We start from the raw sequence: 23,249 nt of genomic DNA on the forward strand, positions 1-23,249 counted from the left end.
GCAGAATCGCCGGTGAATTCGTCACCGGAATCGTCACCGGAATCGTCTCCGGAAGCGTCCGGGGAATCCGCTGTCGCCGTCTTCCGCGCCTCGCGGGCGCAACAGCGCATGTACTTCCTCCAGGAGATGGAGGGAGCCAGGCCCACCTATCACATGCCGGTCTTCTGCGCGTTCGACGCCGACGTGGACACGGACCTGCTGCGGGTCTGCGCGCAGCGGCTGCTCGACCGGCACGAGGCGCTGCGCACCCGGTTCGTCCTGAGCGAAGGGGAGTTGACGCAGTGCGTGGACTCCTCCGCGCGCCTCGACTGGTCGGTGGAGACGGCGGGAACGGGGGAGACGGAAGGCGCCGACGGCGCCGAGGCCGTGCGCCGCTGGATGGACGCGCAGTACCGGCGGCCCTTCGACCTCGCCGCCGGTCCTCTGTTCCGGGCCGCCCTGCTGCGCCGCCCGGGAGGGTCGGCCGGCGCACTGCTGGCGCTCGGAATGCATCACATCGTCGGCGACGGATGGTCGGCGGGAATCCTGCTCCGGGAACTCTTCGCGGAATACGCCGCTGAAGCGGGCGGCGGGGAATGCGTCGGCGTGGAGGAGCCGGAATTTCATTACGCCGATTTCTCCGAATGGCAGGAGGAATGGCTGCGCGGTCCCGCCGCCGAACGGCAGCTCGCCTATTGGGCCGGACAACTGGGCGGTGAGCTGCCCACCTCCGCGATCCCCGCCGACCTCCGCCCGGCGGCCGTCCCCGGCCCCGCCGCCCCCGCCCCGCGGGCGGCCGCCACGTACGAGGTCCCTCTGCCGGACGCCCTGCTCGGGCGGCTCGACCAGGTCTGCCGGGACACCGGCAGCACGCGCTTCATGGCCATGCTCGCCGCCCTCCAGGTCGTCCTGGGCCGCTACTCCGGCAGCGAGGACGTCGTCGTCGGCACCCCCGTGGCCAACCGCAACCGCAAGGAGTTCGCGGAGACGGTCGGCCTGTTCGTCAACACCCTCGTCATCCGCTCGGACCTCTCCGCGGACCCCCGGTTCCGCGAGCACGTCGCAGCGGTGCGGGACACCGTCGCGGACGCCCAGGACCACCAGGACCTGCCGTTCGAGCGGATCGTCGAGCACCTCAACCCCGGGCGCACCACCGAGCGGGCCCCGTTCTTCGACGTCCTCGTCGGCTTCCACGACGAGGACGAGACCACGGCGGACCTGCCCGGCCCTCGCGTCCGGCTGCTCGAAGGCCCCTCCCACACCGCGAAGTTCGACCTGACTTTCGACATCGTGCAGTCGGGCGGCGGTGTGCGCCTCCGCCTGGAGTACCGGGCCGACCTCTACGAGGCCGCCACCGTCGAGCGGTTCACCCGGCACTACCTGCGGCTGCTCGACGCCGCCCTCGACGCGCCGCACCTGCCGCTGTCCGCGCTGCCGTTGCTCTCGGAGGAAGAGCAACTGCCCCTCACATCACCGCCCGGCCCCGCCACGACACCCCCCTTCCTCGGCACAACGCCCGCCGCGGCGACCGCGGACAGCGCAACCACGGGCACCGCAATCAAGGACACCGCGACCGCCGTCGACCCCACGCCCTGCGCCCACGAGGTCTTCGCCGAGCACGCGGCCCGCGAACCCGACGCCGTCGCCGTGACCGACGGCGATCGCCACCTCGGCTACGGCGAACTCGACCGCCGCGCCAACCAGGTCGCCCACCGCCTGCGCGCCCTCGGTGTCGTCCCCGGCACCCTCGTCGGCCTGTGCGTCCCCCGTTCCGCCGAACTGGTCGTCGGCCTGCTCGGCATCCTCAAGGCGGGCGGCGCGTACCTGCCCCTCGACCCCGACAACCCGCCGGAGCGCCTGCGCCACATCGTCGGCGACGCCGGTCTCGGCCACGTCGTCGGCACCACCGGGACCCGCCCGCTGTGGGACGCCCCGGGCCTGTACGCCGTCGACCTGGAAGCCGACGCGGCCGAGCTGGACCTGCTGCCGGACACCGCCCCCGACAGCGGCGTCAGTCCCGACGACCTCGCCTACGCCATCTACACCTCCGGCTCCACAGGACTGCCCAAGGGCACCCTGGTGCCGCACCGCAACATCACCCGGCTGTTCTCCGCGACCGACCACTGGTTCGGCTTCGGCCCCGACGACGTCTGGACCCTCTTCCACTCCATCGCCTTCGACTTCTCGGTGTGGGAGCTGTGGGGCGCCCTGCTGCACGGCGGCAGGCTCGTCGTCGTGCCGTACGCCGTCAGCCGGTCCCCGGAGGAGTTCCACCGACTGCTGCACGACGAGAGGGTGACCGTCCTCAACCAGACGCCGTCGGCCTTCCACCAGCTCGACCGCGTCGACGAACTCAGTTCCCCGAGGGAACAACTCGCCCTGCGGCAGGTGGTGTTCGGCGGCGAGGCGCTGGACGTCGGCGCGCTGCGCGGCTGGTTCGGCCGCCACGGCGACGTATCGCCCCGCCTGGTGAACATGTACGGCATCACCGAGACCACGGTGCACGTCACCTACCGTCCGCTGACCGCCCGCGACGCCGAGGAAGGACGCGGCAGCGTCATCGGCGTGCCCATCCCCGACCTGCGGCTGCATCTGCTGGACGGCCGGGGCAGGGCCGTGCCCCGGGGTGCGGTGGGCGAGCTGTACGTCGCCGGGGCGGGCCTCGCCCGCGGCTACCTCAACCGCCCCGACCTGACCGCCGAACGCTTCCCCACCGCCGCCTCGGGGGAGCGGACGTACCGCACCGGAGACCTCGCCCGGGTCCGTGCGGACGGCGAACTGGAGTACCTCGGCCGCATCGACGACCAGGTCAAACTGCGGGGCTTCCGCATCGAGCTGGGCGAGATCGAGTCGGCGCTCACCGCCCACGCCGGAGTCGGCGCCGCCGTCGCTCGCGTGGTCCCGGACGCCACCGGAAATCCGGTCCTGACCGGGTACGTCGTGCCGGCCGCGGAGAACGCCGCCGGCGCCGCCCCGGAAACCGAGGCCACCCACCGGACCGTCGCTGAGCCCACCCCGGGCGCCATGGCCCCCCTCACCGTCGACGCGCTGCGCGCACACCTCTCCGCGCGGCTGCCCGACTACATGATCCCCGGCGTCTTCGTCACCCTGCCGGCGTTCCCCCTCACCGCCAACGGCAAGGCCGACCGGCGCGCCCTGCCGGCCCCGGGCGCCGAGGGCGCGACGATCCTGGGGTCCGCCGCCGCCCACGAGCCGGTGAGCGGGCCGGTCGAGACGGCGCTCGCCGAGATCTGGCAGGAGATCCTCGGCCACGAGCGGATCGGCGCACTCGACAACTACTTCGCCCTCGGCGGAGACTCCATCCGCTCGCTCCAGGTGCTCGCCCGCGCACGCGACCGCGGACTGCGCTTCGCCGTCGCCGACCTGATGCGGCACCAGACCGTCCGCGGTCTCGCCGGGGCGGTCGTCCGGGAGGCGGACACGCCGTCCGGAGGGCCGTCGGACACCTGGTCCGGCCCGGCGTCGTACCGTCCGTTCTCGCTCCTCGCCGAGGCCGACCGGGCGGCGCTGCCCGCCGGGCTGGAGGACGCCTACCCGATGACCCGGCTCCAGGCCGGGATGCTCTTCCACAGCGACCTGCCCGCGGAGGCCGGCCGGGTGTACCACAACGTCGCCTCCTACCACGTCGAGGCGCCCTGGTCCGAGCGGGCCTGGCGGCGGACGGTCGAGGAGGCCGGGGCCCGGCACGAGATGCTGCGCACCTCCTTCGATCCGCACGGATTCAGCGAGCCCCTCCAGCTCGTCCACCGCGACGCCCGCCCCCGCATCACCTTCGAGGACCTGCGCGGGCTGGACGACGCCGCGCGGGAAGAGGCCGTCGCCGCACGCTACGAGGCCGAGCGGGCCCGCCCGTTCGCCTGGGACGAGGCGCCCCTGATCCGCTTCCACGTCCAGCGCCGCACCGACATGACCTTCCAGCTGTTCGTCGTCGAGCACCACGCGGTCATGGACGGCTGGAGCGAGCGCTCCCTCCTCACCGAGCTCTCCTCCCGCTACGTCCGGCTCCGCGACGCCGAGGACGCCGCCGCGCAGCCCGCCGCCCCGGCCCCCGCGCCGCGCTCCCGCTTCGCCTCCTTCGTCGCACTGGAGCGCGCCGCGCTCGCCGACCCCGCCCAGCGGGACTTCTGGGACGAGGTGACCGAGGGCGCCCCCGTGACCCGGTTGCCGCGCTCCGTGACGGCGGCCGGGCCGCCCCGGATGACCTGGCACCACGCACCGCTGCCCGCCGGCCTCCACGAGCGGCTGGCCGTGCTCGCCGCCGAACTCGGCGTGCCGCTGCGCATCGTCCTGCTCGCCGCGCACGCTCGTGTCATGGCCCTGATGGGCGGCGGCGACGAGATCACCACCGGCGTGGTGCTCAACGGCCGCACCGAGGAGCCCGACGGCGACAAGGTCGTCGGCGCGTTCCTCAACACACTGCCCTTCCGGCTCGCCCTCGTCCCGGAGAGCTGGCGGGACCTCGTGCGCCGCGTCGCCGACCTCGACCTGCGTGTGCACGACCATCGGCGCTACCCGCTCGCCGAGGTCGTGCGCCGCAACGGCGGGGCGGCGCCGTTCGAGACCTTCTTCAACTACACCCACTTCCACGTCGAGCAGGGCGGGCCGTCCGACGAGGCGTTCACCGTCCTGGAGGAGACCGGGGAGGCCGCCACGGACGTCGCCTTCGGCGCGGAGTTCTCCCGCACCCCCGACGGCCGTCTGCTCGAACTCGGCCTGCGCTACGACGCGGCGCGGTTCACCGCCGAGCGGGTCGCCGCGCTGCACGCCTCCTACACCGCGGCGCTGCGAGCCATCGCCGACGAGCCCGGCCAGGACTGCTTCGCGGCCGACCTCGTCCCGCCGCGGGACCGCCGTCATCACGCCACGTGGAACGACACCGCGAAGCACTTCGAAGCACCCCACACACTCACGGAGTTGATCGACCGTCAGGTACGGCGGACGCCGGACGCGACGGCGCTCCGCTTCGAAGGCGAGGGGCTCGACTACCGGCGGCTCGACGAGACGGCCGAACGCCTGGCCGCCCGGCTGCGGGACCTCGGCGCCCGCCCCGGCTCCTTCGTGGGCCTGCTGATGGACCGCTCCCTGATGCTGCCGGTGGCCCTGCTCTCGGTGCTCAAGTCTGGAGCGGCGTATGTGCCGTTGGACCCCGAGCACCCCGAGGCGCGCACCCGGGAGCTGCTCGCGGAGGCCGGCATCCGCCTGGTCGTCGCGGACGGCTGCCGGGCGCCGGGGCTGCGGAAGGCGGAAACGGGCGGATCCGACGAAGGTCTCGACGTCCCCGGCCTGACCGTCGTCGTCGCGGACGAGTGGTGGACGGGCGGGCCGGCCGAGTCCACCCCCGAAGCCCCCGAACCCGCCTCCGTGGCCGCCGCCGGTCCGGACGACCCCGCCTACATGATCTTCACCTCGGGCTCGACGGGCACGCCCAAGGGCGTGGTGGTCTCCCACCGCGCCATCGCCAACCGTCTGTTGTGGATGCAGGACGCCTACGGGCTCACCCCCGGCGAACGCGTCCTGCAGAAGACGCCCTACACCTTCGACGTGTCGGTGTGGGAGCTGTTCTGGCCCCTGCTCACCGGCGCCACGCTCGTCCTCGCCCGGCCCGGCGGCCAGCGCGACCCCGCGTACCTGGCGGGCCTTGTCCGGGAGGAGGGCGTCAGTACCGTGCACTTCGTGCCGTCGATGCTCGGCGTCTTCCTCGACGACCCCCTCGCGGTACGGCTCGCCGCCGGCCTCACCCGCGTCGTGTGCAGCGGAGAGGCCCTGCCCCACGAGGTGCAGAACCGCTTCCTCGACCTGCTGCCGGGCGTCGAACTGCACAACCTGTACGGCCCGACCGAGGCGGCCGTCGACGTCACCGCGTGGCGCTGCCGCCCCGAGGCCGGGGACACCGTGCCCATCGGCCGGCCCATCGCCAACATGCGCACCCACGTCCTGGACGCGCGCCTGTCCGAGGTCCCCACGGGCGTCACCGGCGAGCTGTACCTCGAAGGCGTCGGACTGGCCCTCGGCTACCACGGACGCCCGGACCTCACCGCCGAACGGTTCGTCGAGCACACGGGACCCGACGGCGTCACCCGCCGTCTCTACCGTACGGGCGACCTCGCCCGCCACCGGGCGGACGGCGCCTTGGAGTACGCGGGGCGCACCGACCACCAGATGAAGATCCGCGGCTTCCGAGTCGAGCCCGGCGAGATCGAGGCCGTGCTCGCCGAGCACCCCTCGGTGCGCGCCTGCGCGGTCCTGCTGCGCGGCGAACGCCTGACCGGCTACGTGGTCACGGCAAGAGATGACGGGGCGGACGAGGCCGCTGTCCTCACGGAACTGGACCAGTACGCCCGCACCCGGCTCCCGGGCCACATGGTGCCCGCGGCGTGGGTGCTGCTCGACGCGCTGCCCCTCACCCGAAACGGGAAGCTGGACCGGGCGGCCTTGCCCTCCCCGGACGCGGGCCACACACTCCGCCGGGAAGCGTCCCGGCCGCCCCGCGGCGCGACCGAGACCCGTCTCGCCGGCATCTGGGAGCGGCTCCTCGGCGCCGGACCGGTCGGCGCCCACGACGACTTCTTCGCCGCGGGCGGGCACTCGATCGACGCGCTGCGCCTCATCGGCCGGATCAACGAGGCGTTCGGCGAACGCCTGTCGGTGTCCACCGTGATGGAACACCCGACCGTGGCCCGCCAGGCGCAGGCCCTGCGCGCCCGGCGCCGGCCCGGCCACCGGGACACCGTCGTGCGCATCCGCCCGGACGGCGACCTGGCCCCCCTCTTCCTCGTCCACCCCGTCGGCGGCAACGTCCTCTGCTACCGCGCACTCGCGACGGCGCTGCGTCCGGGCCGGCCGGTGTACGGCCTGGCGGCTCCGGGCCTGACGGCTCCCCATCCGGCAGCGCCGGGCTCGGGGGCGGCGGTACTCGACGCCCCGGCCACCGTCCCGGCCCTCGCCGCCGCCCACGTCGCCGCTCTGCGCGAAGTCCGGCCGCACGGCCCGTACCACCTGGCGGGCTGGTCCCTCGGTGGGCTGCTCGCCTACGAGATGGCCCACCAACTGCGGACCGCCGGTGAGGAGGTGGCGACGCTCACCCTGCTCGACACCGCCTACCCCGGGATCACGGACGTGCCCGCTGACGAGTGCGCCCTGCTGGAGTGGTTCCACGACGACCTGGCCCGGTCCGCCGGGGCGGACCCCGACGACGCCGCGCGGGACGCCCTGCGCGCCGAGCTGCTCGTGGCCGACGGCACCCCCGCCCGGCTGCGGGCCGTCGCCGCCGCGCTCGCCGCGGACGGGTCCACGCCCGCCTTCGACAGCGGCGAACTCGCCCGCCACTACGACGTGTTCCGCACCGGGTTGCTCGCCGCGGCTCGCTACGAGCCGCCCGTCGCCACCGGCGCCGTGCACTTCCACCAGAGCACCACCGGCGCCGCCCTGCGCTCCGCCGGCCGGTGGGCCGGCCGGACGCCGGACGGTCTCGTACGGCACGACAGCGAGGCCGACCATTACGCGCTGGTGCGAGCCCCTCACGTGACGGCCGTCGCCGCCGCCCTCGACGCCGAACTCGCCCTGGCCACTTGCCCCGACGGGCACCGCCGGCGGTGATCCCTCACGTCACACCGGCAGACCCGCCCCTGCGCACCACCCGCCCACACCACAGAACGGACACCGTCACCGTGACGAGCCAGCCCACGGCGCCCGCCGCCGAACTCAGTGGCCGTATCCGCGGCGGGCCGAGCGACCTGCTGCACGAGGAGCTGCTCGCTCCGCAGTTCCGGTTCGAGGTCCGCCACCTGCTGGACCACTACATCGCCATCGAGAAGACCCTGGCGGCCGAGTACGCCCGTATGGGCCTGCTCAGCACGGCCGAGGCCCGCTCCGTCGCCGTCCTGCTGGACGAGGTGGGCCCCGAGACCCTCACCGCCCGGCCCGACGACAACATGTCGGACATCGCCTTCGCCCTCGAACGCCACGTCACGGCCGGACTGCCGGCCCCGCTCCCGCGCTGGCACGTCGACCGCAGCCGCAACGACCTCCAGGCCTGCGCCCAGGCGATGTTCGGCCGCGAGCAGCTCGCGCGACTCGCCGCAGCCCTGCTGGACCTGTGCGCCGTCGTCCTCGAACGCGCGGAGGAGACACGCACGTTGCCCATGCCCGGCTACACCCACTTCCAGGCCGCGCAGATCATCACGCCGGGATTCCATCTCGCCGCCCTCGCCGAGCAGTTGCTGCACACCCAGCGGCGTCTGCTGCAGGCCTACGACGGGATGAACGCCTGCCCGCTAGGAGCCGGAGCGATGGCCGGACAGGAACTTCCCTGGGACCGCGCCCGGTTGGCCCGCATGCTGGGCTTCGACCGCCCGCAGCCCAACGCCCTGACGGCGGTCGCCTCCCGCCGCTGGAGCGTCGAGGCCACCGCCGAACTCAGCCTGCTCGGCGCGGCCTTGAGCCGCTTCGCCACCGATCTGCTCACCTGGGGCGGCAGCGAGCACGGCTTCATCGAACTGCCCGACGAATTGTCCGGCATCTCCTCGGCGATGCCGCAGAAGAAGAACTACCCCGTCCTGGAGCGAATCCGGGGCCGCACGGCCCATCTGACCGCCTTCCACACCGACGTCCTGCTCGGCCAGCGCAACACCCCCTTCTGCAACCTGGTGGAGGTCTCCAAGGAGGCCGGCACGCACGTCCTCACCGCGTTCGACTCGGCGCACGGCACGATCCGGCTGCTCACCGAGGTGGTACGCCGCGTCGGCTTCCGGGCCGACCGGATGCGCGCGGTGTGCGAGCGCGAGTATCTGGGCGGGTTCAGCCTCGCCAACGCCCTCACCCTGAGCGAGGGGGTGCCGTGGCGGACCGCGCAGGTCGTCGCCGGGAAGTACGTCGTCAGCGCCGCGGGGACGGGGGCGCCGCCCCACCCGGGGGAGCCGGACCTGCTGACCCGGGCCGCCGCCGAGCACGGGCTGACCCTCACCGACCCGGCCGGGCTCCTCGCCGACGCCTTCGACGTGGACCGCGGCCTCACCCGCCTGGCCTCCACCGGCTCGGCCCACCCCGACGCCGTACGCCAAGCGCTGCGCGCCCAGCGGGACACCCACGAGGAGCTGCGCGCCGCCTGGGACCGGAGATCCGGGACGGTTCGCGCGGGCGCGGCGGAGACGGCCCGCGCACTGGACCTTCAGGGCCCGGCACACCAGGACTCCGCCGGCGTGGGATCCGGCCGTCCGGGAACGGGGGAGCGCTGATGTCCCCGGCCCCGCTGAGCGGCCCGGCCGCCCTTTCCGGCCCCGCCCCGTGCGACCCCACCGCTCTCTTCACCACCACCGCGCCGGCCCTTGGCACCGGGCACGCCTTCGGCACCTTCGGGGAGTTGCTCCAGGGCGCCTTGCCCGCCCCCGACAGCGACTTCCTCGTCACCTTCCCGCTGGCCCGCTGGGCCACCGCCGTCTACCGGCCCGCCCCCGACGCGCGGGAGGTGCGGGTCGTACCCGGGCACAAGGGCAAGTCACGGCGCGTCGCCGAAGCCGTCCTCGCCGCGCTCGGCGAGAGCGGCGGCGGACTGCTGGAACTGCGCGGCGACCTCCCCGAGGGCAAGGGCATGGCCAGCTCATCGGCCGACCTCGTCGCCACCGTGCGGGCCGTCGGAGCCGCCTACGGGCGGACGTTCACCCCGGCGCAGACCGAGGCGTTCCTGCGCGGAGTGGAACCGGCCGACGGCGTGATGTACGACGAGATCGTCTGCTTCCACCACCGGGCCGTGCGGCTGCGCCGCAGACTCGGCACGCTGCCCCCGCTCGTCCTCGTCGCCCACGACGAGGGCGGACAGGTCGACACCGTGACCCACAACCGGACCGCGACGGCCATCGGGACGTCCGAACGGTACGAGTACGCGCGGCTGTTGGACCAACTGACCGGTGCGGTGGCCACGGGCGACCTGCCCGCCGTGGGCGAGGTCGCCACCCGCAGCGCAGAACTCAACGGCCGCCGGCGCCCCCGGGCCGGATTCCCCGAACTGCGCACGCTGTGCCGCGAGGTCGACGGCCACGGCCTGGTCCTCGCCCACAGCGGCACCCTGCTCGGCGTCCTCCTCGACGCCCACGACCCCGAACTCGACGGCAAGGCGGCCCACATCCGCGCCGGCTGCGCCCCGCTCGGCGGCGACGTGTCCGTCCACCGCGCGCTGGGCGCCGGCGACGACTGGAGTCCCGGCCGGCACCTGGCGGTGTCGGCTGCCGCCGACGACCGGCCATCCGCCTCCCATCTGGCGGTGTCGGCTGCCGCCGGCGACCGGCCATCCGCCTCCCATCTGGCGGTGTCGGCTGCCGCCGGCGACCGGCCACCCGCCCGGCCTTCGGCGATCCCGGCCGCCCCTCACACCACCCACCGACTGGAGATCTGAGCATGCTCTTCGACACGCTGACGGACGCGATCGGCCGTACGCCGCTCGTCCGGCTGCGCCTCGGCGCGGAGCGCGGGGTGGAGGTCTACGCCAAGCTGGAGCTCCAGAACCTGTTCGCGATGAAGGACCGGGTCGCCCGCAACATCGTCCTGGAGGCCAGACGGCTCGGCACCCTGCGTCCGGGCGCCCCGGTGGTGGAGAGTTCCTCCGGCACCATGGCGCTCGGCGTCGCCCTCGTCGGCCGCTCCCTCGGCCATGAGGTGCACATCGTCACCGACCCGCGCATCGATCCCGTCACCCTGGCCAAACTGCGCGCCCTGGGCTGCCAGGTGCACATCGTCGACGCGATGACCAGCCACGGCTGGCAGTCCGCCCGACTGGAACGGCTCGCCCAGCTGATGGCCGAACTGCCCGGCGCCTTCTGGCCCCAGCAGTACACCAACCCTGACAACCCCGGTGCCTACCGCGACCTCGCCCGTGAACTCCTCGACGACCTCGGCCACATCGACGCCCTCGTCGGGGCCGTCGGCAGCGGCGGCTCGCTGTGCGGGACGGGACGGGCCCTGCGGGAGACCCTGCCCGCCGTGCGCGTCGTCGGCGTCGACTGCGTCGGCAGCTCCCTGTTCGGGCAGCCCGACCTGCCGCAGCGGCTCCAGAGCGGCCTCGGCAACAGCCTGCTGCCGAAGAACCTCGACCGCTCCCTCGTCGACGAGGTCCACTGGCTCAACGACCACGAGGCGTTCGCCGCCACCCGCGAACTCGCCCGCGAACAGCAGATCTTCGGCGGCAACACCTCCGGCTCGGTCTACCGCGTCCTCGGCGACCTGGCCCGGCGCGCCGAGCCCGGCTCCCGCATGGTCGGCATCCTGCCCGACCGGGGCGACCGCTACGCCGACACCGTCTACAGCGACGAGCACTGGGACGACCACGGCCTGCGCGCACTGCCCACGCCCCACCGGCCGGCCGTCGTACCCGCCGGGACCACCGTCGAGAGCTGGTCCCGCCAGTCCTACGCCGCCCCCGCCGACCTGCGCCGGCACCTCGTGTTCGTCGAGTCCAACACCACCGGCACCGGCATGCTCGCTCTCGACCTGGCCCGGGACCGGCTCGACACCGCGCCCGTCCTGCTGACCGGCGACCCCGGCCGCTACCGCGGCCTGGAGGCCACCGGAGCCGAGGTCATCCACTGCGACACCAACTCCGACGCCGCGCTGCGGGCCGCCCTCCAGGACCGCTTCCGCCGCGAGGAGATCGCCGGGATCACCACCACCAGCGACTTCTACGTCCCCGTCGCCGCCCGTCTGGCCCGCTGGCTCGGCCTGCCCGGCAACCCGCCCGAGGCCGTGACCGCCTGCCGTGACAAGTCGGCCCTGCGCGCGCTGCTGGACGACGCCGGAGTGCGCCAGCCCCGCTATGCGGTGGTGCGCGATCCCGGCGAGGTCGCCGCGGCCGTCGCCCGGACCGGGCTGCCGTGCGTGGTCAAGCCCGCCGACGACTCGGGCTCGGTCAACGTCCTGCTCTGCGCCGACGAGGAGCAGGCCGTCGCCCAGACCGAGCGGATCCTCGCCGTCACCACCAACGCGCGGGGCATGCCGACGGCGCGGACCGTCCTCGTCGAGGAGTACCTCGACGGCCCCGAGTACAGCGTGGAGACGTTCAGCCGGGACGGCCGCACCGAATGCGTCGGCATCACCGCCAAGTCGGTCACCGGCACACCCCACTTCGTGGAGCACCGCCACCTCTTCCCCGCCCCGCTCCCGGCCGCCACGGCCCAGCACGTCACCGAGACGGTGACAGTCGCCCTGGACGCGGCCGGCATCCGGCTCGGCGCCGCCCACACCGAGGTGAAGCTGACCGCCGGGGGACCGGCCGTCGTCGAGATCAACCCGCGCCCCGCGGGAGGGATGATCCCCGAACTCGTCCGGCTGGCCTGCGGCATCGACCTGCTCGAACAGCAGCTCAAGACCGCGGTCGGCCTGGAGCCCGACCTCAAGCCCCTCCACGGGGCCCACGCCGGCATCCAGTTCCTGCTCGCCGACGCCGACGGGGTCCTCGACGCCGTGGACGGCATGGCGCGGGCGGCGGCCGTGGACGGCGTCGAGGCGGTGACCGTCACCGCCGCGCCCGGGTCCGTCGTCCGGCGTGCGCACAGCGCCGGCGACCGCATCGGGCACGTCATCGCGTGCCGTCCGGGCCCCGAGGAGGTCACGGCGGCGCTGGACGAGGCCCGGGCGCTCATCCGGCTCACGGTCGACGACCACCGCCCCGCCCGCTGAACGGCCCGCACACCCCGGGCCCCTTCCCGCCGTGCGTCGTACGGACCCGTACGGCGCTCCCACCCACCCCATCCAGGAGAACCGCCATGAGCAACCCCTTCGAGAACGACGACGCCGTCTACCTCGTCGTCCGCAACGACGAGCTCCAGCACTCGCTGTGGCCGGCCGACCTCACCGTCCCGGCCGGCTGGACCACGGTCCACGGCCCGGACAGCCGCCAGGCCTGCCTCGACCACGTCGAGCGGCGCTGGACGGACATGCGTCCCGCGTCCCTGGTCGCGGCCCTCGCCGGGGACACGGCCCGTGCCTGAGCCCGCACACCTCCCGTCCGCCTCCGGCTGGCCGCCCCCACCGGCGGCCGGGGCGGCCCGGGAGGGCTCCCCAGCGAGCGTCACGGCCCTGGCCGACATGGCTCCGGCCGACGCGGCCCTGGCTCGCTCCGCCACCACTGTCACCGCCGCCGGCGCTCACCGCACGCACCCTGCGGCCGCCGCCGAGCCGGCCGACGCCACCCCCGCCCCCGCAGCCCCGGCCCATGCCGCCCCGGCGGCCCGCGCAGCGGACGGCGGTCCGCACCCGTCGGGCGACCGGGCCCCGGTCCCGACCAGCCCCCTGGACACCCTCCGCCACCTCGTCGCCCAAGTGCTGGGCATGCCCGCCGACGCCGTCCGTCCCGGCCACGGCTTCACCGAGCTCGGCGGTGACAGCATCCAGGCCATCCAGGTCGTCAGCCGTGCCCGGGCGGCCGGGCTGCTGGTCACCACCCGCGACGTCCTGCGCAGCGAGAGCGTCGGCGCGCTCGCCACCGCCGCCCGCGCCGCGGACGGCCCCCGGGCGGGCGAGGGACCCTTTCAACCCCCGCGCCGCACAGGCCCGTTGGCTGCGACCCCGATCATGGCGTGGCTCGGCGAACTCGCAGGCCCCGTCGACACCTACCACCAGTCACTCGTCGTCCGCACCCCGGCGGGGTTCCGCGCGGAACACGCCGTGCGCGTCGTGCGGGCCCTGCTCGACACGCACGACGTCCTGCGTCTCACGGTGCCCGGCGGGGCGGGCACCGCCGCCGCCGGATGCTCGGTGCCGCCGCCGGGCGACGTCGACGCGCACACCCTGGTCGAACACGTCCGCGCGCCCGACGCCGACGACGCCGAGCTGCCCGCCCTCACCACCGACCGGATCCGGGCCGCCCGGCGGCTGCTGTCCCCGGCGGACGGCGTCATGCTGCGCGCCGTGCTCGTCGACCGCGGCCCCGGCCGGCAGGGCCGGCTCGCCCTGGTCGTGCACCACCTGGTCGTCGACGGCGTGTCCTGGCGCATCCTCCAGGACGACCTGCGTACCTGCTGGGCTCGGCTCGCGGCCGGCGAGGACCCCGTCCTCGAACCCGCGCCCACACCGTTTACGCACTGGGCGGACCTGCTGCGCGCCGACGCCACCTCCGGCCGCCGCATGCGCGAGGCGGCCCGCTGGACCGACACCCTCCGCGCCGCCCCCGAACCACTCGGCGGCGTCTGCCCGTTGACCCGGCTCGACGCCGAGACCCCGGACCACCGACTCACCCTCACCCTGCCCCCGGACGTGGCCGGGCCGCTGCTCACCGTCGTGCCGGGCGTCGTCAACGGCACCGTCAACGACGTCCTGCTCACCGGGCTGGCCCTCGCCGTCCTCGCCTGGCGTCGCCCGCTCACCGGCCCGTGGGACGGCGGCACGGTCCTCGTCGACGTCGAGGGCCACGGCCGCGAGGACGTCGCCGGCGCCCCCGACCTGTCCCGGACCGTCGGCTGGTTCACCACCGTGTACCCGGTCCGCTTCGACCTCGGCCGGCCCGACCTCGACGACGCCCGCGCGGGCGGCCCCGCCGCCGGCGCGGTCCTGCGCACGGTCAAGGAGACCCTGCGGGCCGTCCCCGAAAACGGCATCGGCCACGGCCTGCTGCGCCACGGCAACAGCCGCACCGGCCCCGCCCTCGCGGCCCTGGGCGTCCCCGAGATCGGCTTCAACTACCTCGGCCGCTTCCCGATGGGCGGCACGGCCGACTGGGCCGCCGCCCCCGGGCACGACTTCGCCCTGGACGAGGCCGACGACGGCCTGGCCATGGCCCATGCCGTGGAGGTCAACGCCGCCGCCCACGAAGGTCCCGACGGCCCCACCCTGAGCGCCACCTGGACCTGGGCGGGCAACGCCTGCCCGGCCGACCGCGCGCACGCCCTGGCCCACGAGTGGTTCGCCATGCTGCGCGCCCTCGTCCGGCACGCGGCACTGCCCGGCGCCGCCGGACTGACCCCGTCCGACGTGTCCCTGCCCGGCCTCGTCCAGGCCGAACTCGACGCTTTCGAAGCCCAGTTCGGAGAACTGCTGTGATCCCCCTGTCCCACGCCCAGCGCCGCCTGTGGTTCCTCTGCCGCGACGGCGACCCCGGCGGCCTGCACAACATCCCGGTGGGGCTGCACCTGCACGGCGACCTCGACCGCGCCGCCCTCACCGCCGCCCTCACGGACGTCACCGACCGGCACGAAGCACTGCGCACGGTCTTCCCCCACCGGGACGGCGTCCCCCACCAGCACGTCCTGGACCCGGGCACCGTACCGCCCTGCACGGTCACCGCCGTCCCGGCCGGCGAGCACCGGCGCCTCGCCCGGGAGGCCGCGACGCCGTCCTTCGACCTGGCCGCCGAACCGCCGCTGCGCGCCCACCTGTTCACCGACGGGGCGCAGGACCACTACCTGCTGCTCGTCCTGCACCACATCGCGGGCGACGGCGCCTCCCTGGACGTCCTCCTGCGCGACCTGGCCGCCGCCTACACCGCCCGGATCCTCGGCGCGGATCCGGACTGGCCCGAACTCCCCGTCCAGTACCCGGACTACGCCCTGTGGCGGCACGACGTCCTCGGCGACCCGGACGACCCGCACTCCGAGCACTCCCGGCAACTCGACCACCGGGCCCGTGCGCTCGCCGGCCTGCCCGAGGAGCACACCCTCCCCACCGACCGGCCCCGTCCCGCCGTCGCCTCCCACCGCGGCGCCGTCGTCACCGCCGAGGCGCACGCCACCACGCACACCCGTCTCGCCGGCCTCGCCCGCGACCGGCGCGCCACCGTCTTCATGGCCGTCCAGGCGGCCTTCGCCACCCTGCTCACCCGCCTCGGCGCCGGCACCGACCTCGCCCTCGGCTGCCCCGTCGACGGCCGCGACGACGAGGCGCTGGAACACCTCGTGGGCCTCTTCGTCGACACCGTCGTGGTGCGGGCCGACACCTCCGGCGACCCCGTGTTCACCGATGTCCTCGACCGGGTCCGCGACGCCGCCCTGGACGCCCACGCCCACCGGGACGTGCCCTTCGACGCCCTGGTGGAACGGCTCAACCCGCCCCGCTCGCCCGGCCGTCACCCCCTGTTCCAGCTCGCGGTCGCCGGCCGCCGGGACACGGGCGGCGCGCCGGCCCTGCCGGGCCTGCGGGTCCATGCGGAACCCGTGCGCACCACCACGGCCAAGTTCGACCTGACCCTCGAGGTCGACGAACGCCACGACCCCGGCGACGGCCGGCCGGCCGGGATCGGCCTCGCCCTCGAACACGCCGCCGACCTGTTCGACGCCGCCACCGCCCAGCGGCTCCTGGACCGGCTGATCCTCCTCCTCGACGCGGTCGCCGCCGACCCCGCCGCCCCGATCGCCGTCCACGACCTGCTGACGTCCGAGGAGCGCGCAGCCGTCACGGTCGGCTGGCAGGGCGCGCCGGCCGTGCCCCACGACACCACCGTGCACGCCCTGTTCGCCGAGCGGGCCGCCGCCCACCCGGAACGGACCGCGGCCGTCTGCGGCGACCGAGAGGCGAGCTACGGCGCACTCGACGCCCTCTCCGACCGGGTGGCGGCCCGGCTCGGCGCCCTCGGGGTGCGCCCCGGCGCGACGGTGGCCGTCCTCATGGACCGGTCCGTCGAGCTGATCGCCGGCTGCCTGGGCGTGTTGAAGGCCGGGGCGGCGTACCTGCCCCTGGACGCCCGCGCGCCGCGCGCCCGCTCCGCGTCGGTCCTCACCGCCGCCGACGTGACGGTCCTCGTCACCGACCCGGGCACGGACACCGCCGGACTCGGCGTCCGCCACACCCTCCGCCTCGACGACGACCTCGCGATGCACGGCGTGGACGGCGGGGACGGCGGGAACGGCGAAGGGCCTCACCGTGCCGAGCCGGCGGGCCCCGGGCCGACGAGCCGCACCCACGGGCGCCCCGACGACCTCGCCTACGTGATGTACACCTCCGGCTCGACCGGCACGCCCAAGGGCGTCGCCGTCGCCCACCGAGAGGTCGTCGCCCTCGCCCTGGACCGGCGCTGGCGCGGCGGCGCGCACGACCGTGTCCTGATGCGCTCCCCGCACGCCTTCGACGCCTCCACCTACGAGCTGTGGGTGCCGCTGCTGAACGGCGGGCTCGTGGTCGTCGCCCCGCCCGGCGACCTGGACGTGCCCGGCCTCGCCCGCCTCATCGGTGAACAGAGGGTCACCGGCACCTTCCTGACGGCCACCCTCTTCAACGAACTCGCCGACCGCTGCCCGGAACGGCTCGGCACGTTGCGCGAGGTGATGACCGGCGGCGAGGCCGCGTCCCCGGCCGCCGTCCGCCGGGTCCGCGAGCACTGCCCGGACACCACCGTGACCAACGCGTACGGGCCGACGGAGACCACCACCTTCGCCGTCCTCTTCCCGCTCGCCCCAGGGCAGGAGATGCCGGCCGGACAGGTGCCGATCGGACGCCCCCTGGACGGCACCCGCCTCCACGTCCTCGACGGCCGGCTCGCCCCCGTCCCGCCCGGCGTCACCGGCGAGCTGTACATCGCCGGAGCCGGTCTGGCCCGCGGCTACCTGGGACGCCCGGGGCTCACCGCCGAACGTTTCACCGCCTGCCCGTCCGGCCCGCCCGGCACCCGGATGTACCGCACCGGCGACCTCGCCCGCTGGACGGCGGACGGCCGGATCGAGTACCTCGGCCGCGCCGACCGGCAGATCAAGATCCGAGGTCTGCGCATCGAGCCGGGCGAGATCGAGACCGTCCTCGCCGGCCACCCGGACGTGGGCCGCGCCGCGGTCACCGTGGCCCCGACCCCCGCCGGGCCGGTCCTCGCCGGCTACGCGGTGCCCGCCGAGGGAAGGCGGCCCGACCCGGCGGCGCTGCGCGAGCACCTGCGGACCGAACTGCCCGACTACATGGTCCCGTTGACGGTCACCGTGCTCGACCGCTTCCCGGTGACGCCCAACGGCAAGATCGACCTGGCCGCCCTCCCCGCTCCCGGCCCCGCCACCCGGGAACTGCCCTACCAGGCCCCGAGGAACGCCACCGAGCGCGCCCTCGCCGCCCTGTGGGAGCGGCTGCTCGGCGCCGAACGGGTCGGCGTCCACGACGACTTCTTCGCCCTGGGCGGTCACTCCCTCCTCGCGACCCGCCTCCTCGCGGAGACGCGCTCCCTGCTCGGTGCGACCGTCACGGTCCGCCACTTCTTCGCGGGCCCGACGGTGGCCCGACTCGCCGCAGCCGCGACGTCGGCCGCCGCGACCGCCCCCACCGACGACCCCCCGGTCGTACGCCGGGCCCGCCGCCCCAGCCCCGCCTGACCGGGCCCACGCCCACCCCGCCCACCGACCACCAGTCGCCCACCGACCACAGGGAGCCACCGTGAGCCGTACCCCTGCCCCCGCCCCCTCCGCGACAGCCGCACCCCCCGTCCCGTCGCCCGCCTCCAAGGTCGAGGACGTCCTCCCGCTCTCGCCCCTCCAAGAGGGCATCCTCTTCCACGCGTTGTTCGACGAGCGGGAACGCGACGTGTACGTGGCGCAGCTGCTCCTCGACCTGTCGGGACCGCTGGACGCCGGACGGCTGCGCGCCGCCGCCGACACCGTGCTGGTGCGGCACGCGAACCTCCGCGCCGGGTTCCTCCGCCGCGCCTCCGGCGAGCCCGCGCAGGTCGTACGACGTGACGCCCGGGTGCCGTGGGAGGAGCGCGACCTCTCCGCGCTGGACGAGGACGGACAGGCCGACGCCGTCCGGACGCTGCTGGCCGAGGACCGGGCCCGCCGCTTCGACCTGGCCCGGCCGCCGCTGCTCCGCCTCACCCTCCTGCGCACCGGGCCGCTGAGCCACCGACTGCTCCTGACGTACCATCACATTCTGCTGGACGGCTGGTCCTGGCCCGTGCTGGTCCGCGAACTGCTCGCCCTGCACGACGCCGGAGCCGACGCCGCGGCATTGCCCCCGGTCACGCCGTACGCGTCGTTCCTGGACTGGCTCGGCTCCCGCGACACCGGCGCGGCCCGCGACGCATGGGGCCGGGCCCTGGCCGGACTGGCCGGCGGCAGCCGCACCGCACCCGTCTCCACCGGCCCCTCCGCGCTGCTTCCCCACCGCGTCGAGACCGCCCTCACACCCGACCTCACCGAGCGGCTCACCGCCCTCTCGCGCGCCCACCGGATCACCCCGGGCACCCTCCTCCAGGGCTCCTGGGCCCTGCTGCTCGCGAACCGGCTCCGCTCCGACGACGTGGTCTTCGGCGCCGTCGTCAGCGGACGTCCCGCCGAACTGCCCGGCGTCGCCGACATCGTGGGCCTGTGCATCAACACCGTGCCGGTCCGCGTCCGCGTCGACCGCGCCGAACCGCTCGTCGGTCTGTTCACCCGGCTCCAGGACGAGCAGACGCGACTGATCGAGCACCACCACCTCGGCCTCACCGAGATCCAGCGCACCGCCGGGGCCGGTGAGCTGTTCGACTCCTGCGTGGCCTACCAGAACTATCCGGTGGACGGCGCGGGACTCGCCGCGCTGTCCGCGGGCGAGCTCCGCGTCACCGCCGTGGACCCGCACGACGCGGCGCACTATCCGCTCACCCTGACCGCCATCCCCGGCGACAGACTGCGCCTGCAGATCGACCACCGTCCGGACGCCTTCGACACCGCCGACGCGCAGGCCCTGCTGGACCGGCTCGTCCGCCTCCTCGAAGCCGTGGCCGACGACCCGTCCCGCCCGGCCGGCGCGGTGGACCTGCTGTCGCCGGCCGAACGGCGGCGCGTACTCGAAGAGTTCAACGACACCGCCCGCGACGAGGACTACGCCGAGGTGACTGACCGGGTGCGGCGCCAGGCACAACTGCGCCCGCACGCCGTCGCCGTGACCGACGACCAGGGCCGCGCCCTCACCTACACCGAACTCGTCGCCCGCGCCGGCGCGCTCGCCGAACGGCTGCACGCGGAAGGCGTCGACGACGGCGCCCTCGTCGCGGTCCTCGGCGAGCCGACCGCCCGGGTGCCCGTCGCCTTCCTCGGCATCCTCGGCGCCGGGGCCGCCTACGTGCCGCTCGACCCCGTCGGCCCGGTCGCCCGCACCGCCGCCCTGCTGACCGCCGGGGGAGTGCCGTGGCTGCTCACCGCGCCCGAACAGCGTGAGCGCGCCGCGCAGATCGCGGCCGCGGCCGGGCATCCGGTACGGGTGCTGGTCCTCGACGACGCCGAGACCCGCCCGGCCGGAGCGCCGTCCCGGGACGGCGGCGGGCGCGACGCCCTGGCCTACGTGTGCTTCACCTCCGGATCCACCGGCCGCCCCAAGGGCGCCATGGTGCACCGGCGGGGCATGAACAACCACCTGCTCGCCAAGCTCGACGACCTGCGGCTCACCCCCGACGACCGGGTGGTGATGAACGCGCCGCTCACCTTCGACATCTCCGTGTGGCAGATGCTCGCCCCGCTGATCACCGGCGGCCGGGTCCATCTCGTCTCCCGCGACACCGCCCGCGACCCCGACGCCCTGTTCGCCGCCGTCGCCCGGCACGGCGTCACCGTCATGGAGACCGTCCCCTCCTTCGTGCGCGCCGCCCTCGACCTGTGGGACTCCGGAGTGCCCCGGCCGGCGCTCCCGGCGCTGCGCTGGTTCGTCGTCAACGGCGAGGTCCTCCCGCCGGAACTGTGCACCCGCTGGTACGACCACCACCCCGAAGCGGCGATCGTCAACGCGTACGGGCTCACCGAGTGCTCGGACGACAACACGCACGCCTTCATCGTCCGGGGGGAGGTGAACGGGCTGCTCGAACAGGGCCGGCTGCCCGTCGGCAGGCCGCTGCGCAACAACCGGCTCTACATCCTCGACCCGTCGCTCGCGCCCGTGCCGCCCGGCGTCCCCGGCGAACTCTTCATCGCGGGCACCGGCGTCGGGCCCGGCTACCTGAACGAGCCGCGCCGCAGCAGCGAGCGTTACGTCCCCGACCCGTTCGCGACCGCGCCCGGCGCCCGCATGTACCGCACCGGCGACCTGGCCCGGCTGCGCGCCGACGGCCAACTGGACTTCCTCGGACGCCAGGACCACCAGGTCAAGATCCGCGGCAACCGCATCGAGCTCGGCGAGGTCGAGACCGCGCTGCGGGCCGTGCCGGGCGTCGGGGACGCGGTGGTGACCGTGGACCGCGACGGCGCCGGACAGCAGCGGCTCGTCGGCTGGTACACCGGGGAGGCCGACGACGACGGCATCCGCGCGGCGCTCTCCCAGAGCCTGCCGAACTACATGGTCCCCTCACTGCTGTTCGCGCTGCCCGCTCTGCCGCTGACGACCAACGGCAAGATCGACCGCAAGGCCCTGCCCGACCCGGCGGACCTCACGCGGCCCGCCGGACGCGCCCCGGCGAACGCCGCCGAGGAGGCCGTCTGCGCCCTCTTCGCCGCCGTCCTCGGCCTCGCCGTCGCCGGACCCGACGACGACTTCTTCGCCCACGGGGGCCACTCCCTCCTCGCCACCCGGCTGACCGGACGGCTGCGCACCGAACTCGGCGCACACCTCACCATCCGCGACCTCTTCGAGACCCCCACCCCCGCCGGCATCGCCGCCCGTCTGACGGCCGCAGCCCCCGCCCCCGCCCGTCCGGCGCTGCGCCCCCGCGCCCGTGCCTGACGCCCGCCCGGCCGCACCGACCAGGAGACGACACACCCCATGAGCCCCGACGACATCCCGGTCCCCCTGCGCATCGCCCGGCAGGCGGACCGGACCCCCGACGCGACGGCCGTGATCGCCCCCGAGGGCGAGCTGACCTACCGCCTGCTGGACCGGCGGGCCAGAGCCGTCGCCGGAGAACTGCGCGCCGCCGGCGCGGGCCCCGAGGACACCGTGCTCGTCGGGGTGGGCAGGTGCGCCGACTGGGCCGTCGCCCTCCTGGGCGTCTGGTACGCCGGCGCCGCGCCGCTGCTCGTCGACCCCGCCGCCCCCGACGAGCGGCTGCGTTCCCTGCTGGCCGCCGCCGGCACCCGGCACGCGGTCGTCACCGGCCACGCCGCCGCGGCCCGCCTGCACCGCCGCTGCGGCCGGGAGCTGTTCTGGGCGGCCACCCGGGGCGACGCCCCCGGCGCCGACCCGGACGCGGCGAGCCGGGGCGCCGGCCCCGAACCGGCAGCCGTCGCCCCGGGATCGCTCGCCTACGTCCTGTTCACCTCCGGCTCGACCGGAAGGCCCAAGCCGGTCGCCGTCGCGCACGCGGGCCTCGCCCGGCAGACCGGCGTGCTCGCCGAGCGCTACGGCCTGACCGCCGACGACCGGGTGCTCCAGTTCGCCGCGCCCGCCTTCGACGTCGCCCTGGAGGAGGCCCTGCCCACCTGGTGCACGGGCGGCACGGCCGTGTTCGTCGACGACAACGTCGTCTCGCCCGCCGAACTGGAGCCCTTCCTCACCGAACGGGCCGTCACCCTCGTCAACCTGCCGACCCCGTACTGGTCACAGTGGGCCAAGGACGTCGAACGCCGGCCCCGGCCGCTGCCGCCCGCCCTGCGCCATGTGGTCATCGGCAGCGACGCGGGCCGCACCGCCGACCTCGTCCGCTGGCACGCCGCCGGCGGCCCGCCGGTGACCAGCGCCTACGGCCTCACCGAGTCCACGATCACCGCCACCTGCCACGAGGCGCACGCCGCGACCCTCGCGGACGCCGCCGACGAGGTCATCCCGCTCGGCGTCCCGCTGCCGGGAGTGCGCGCCTACGTCCTGGACGAGGCGCTCAGGCGCACGGCCGACGGCGAGGCGGGGGAGCTGTACCTCGCCGGGGCCTGCCTGGCCCGCGGCTACCACGACCGGCCCGCCCTGACCGCCGAACGGTTCGTCGCCGACCCCTTCGCCGCCGGCCCGGGGGAGCGGATGTACCGGACGGGGGACCGGGTCCTGCGCGCCCCGGACGGCACGCTGCGCTTCCTCGGCCGTACCGACGACCAGGTCAAGATCCGCGGTCACCGGGTGGAGCTCAAGGAGGTCGAGGCCGCGATCGCCGCCCACCCGGACGTGGTGGACGTCGTCGCCCGCGCCGTACGGCAGGGGGGCGAGCCCCAGCTTGCGGCCTGGGTCGAAGCCGCCCCCGGACGGCTTCTGGACGGCGGGGAGTTGCGGCGGCACGTGGCCGCGCGGGCGCCGGGCCACCTCGTCCCGGCCCGGGTGTGCGTCCTGCCCCGGCTCCCGCGCACCCCGGGCGGCAAGCTCGACGTGCGCGCCCTGCCGGACCCGTTCCACCGGGCGGCGGTCGTGGAACCGCCGCTCCCCGAACCCGTCTGAACCACCGACCGCCCGGACGGGTCCGCCCCCGCCGCACC

General features: G+C 75.2%; 9 protein-coding genes. All 9 read left to right on the plus strand.

Features of this window, described 5'->3' with window-relative positions:
- Window positions 1-12: 12 nt before the first annotated feature.
- The 9 genes from ACIOC0_RS03685 (at window position 13) to ACIOC0_RS03725 (ending at window position 23,211) form a co-directional block, all read left to right on the plus strand.
- Entirely contained in the window at window positions 13-7,596 is a 7,584-nt protein-coding gene (locus ACIOC0_RS03685; protein ID WP_402151934.1) for an amino acid adenylation domain-containing protein, read from the plus strand.
- A 71-nt stretch (window positions 7,597-7,667) separates the two neighbouring features.
- Window positions 7,668-9,233 carry an argininosuccinate lyase gene (locus tag ACIOC0_RS03690; protein ID WP_402151937.1) on the plus strand — a complete coding sequence of 522 codons (1,566 nt, stop codon included), beginning with the start codon at window positions 7,668-7,670 and terminating at the stop codon, window positions 9,231-9,233.
- The gene (locus tag ACIOC0_RS03695; protein ID WP_402151939.1) at window positions 9,233-10,387 is read left to right on the plus strand and encodes a kinase; all 1,155 of its coding nucleotides are present in this window, start codon (window positions 9,233-9,235) and stop codon (window positions 10,385-10,387) included. Before ACIOC0_RS03690 ends, ACIOC0_RS03695 begins: the two co-directional genes overlap by 1 nt.
- A 2-nt stretch (window positions 10,388-10,389) precedes the next feature.
- Complete coding sequence (locus ACIOC0_RS03700; protein WP_402151942.1) at window positions 10,390-12,663, plus strand: pyridoxal-phosphate dependent enzyme; 2,274 nt, start codon at window positions 10,390-10,392, stop codon at window positions 12,661-12,663.
- Between the two features lie 86 nt (window positions 12,664-12,749).
- Complete coding sequence (locus tag ACIOC0_RS03705) at window positions 12,750-12,974, plus strand: MbtH family protein (RefSeq protein WP_402151944.1); 225 nt, start codon at window positions 12,750-12,752, stop codon at window positions 12,972-12,974.
- Window positions 12,967-15,021: a condensation domain-containing protein gene (locus ACIOC0_RS03710; protein WP_402151947.1), complete on the plus strand. Its 2,055-nt coding sequence runs from the start codon at window positions 12,967-12,969 to the stop codon at window positions 15,019-15,021. The genes ACIOC0_RS03705 and ACIOC0_RS03710 overlap by 8 nt, the downstream gene beginning before the upstream one ends.
- Window positions 15,018-18,263, plus strand: a complete 3,246-nt coding sequence (locus ACIOC0_RS03715; protein ID WP_402151950.1) for an amino acid adenylation domain-containing protein — start codon at window positions 15,018-15,020, stop codon at window positions 18,261-18,263. The genes ACIOC0_RS03710 and ACIOC0_RS03715 overlap by 4 nt, the downstream gene beginning before the upstream one ends.
- Before the next feature lie 61 nt (window positions 18,264-18,324).
- Window positions 18,325-21,576, plus strand: coding sequence for an amino acid adenylation domain-containing protein (locus ACIOC0_RS03720; protein WP_402151953.1), 3,252 nt, complete (start codon window positions 18,325-18,327; stop codon window positions 21,574-21,576).
- A 39-nt stretch (window positions 21,577-21,615) separates the two neighbouring features.
- The gene (locus ACIOC0_RS03725; RefSeq protein WP_402151956.1) at window positions 21,616-23,211 is read left to right on the plus strand and encodes an amino acid adenylation domain-containing protein; all 1,596 of its coding nucleotides are present in this window, start codon (window positions 21,616-21,618) and stop codon (window positions 23,209-23,211) included.
- Window positions 23,212-23,249 lie beyond the last annotated feature (38 nt).

The organism is Streptomyces sp. NPDC088254 (genome assembly GCF_044740925.1).
Lineage (GTDB): Bacteria > Actinomycetota > Actinomycetes > Streptomycetales > Streptomycetaceae > Streptomyces.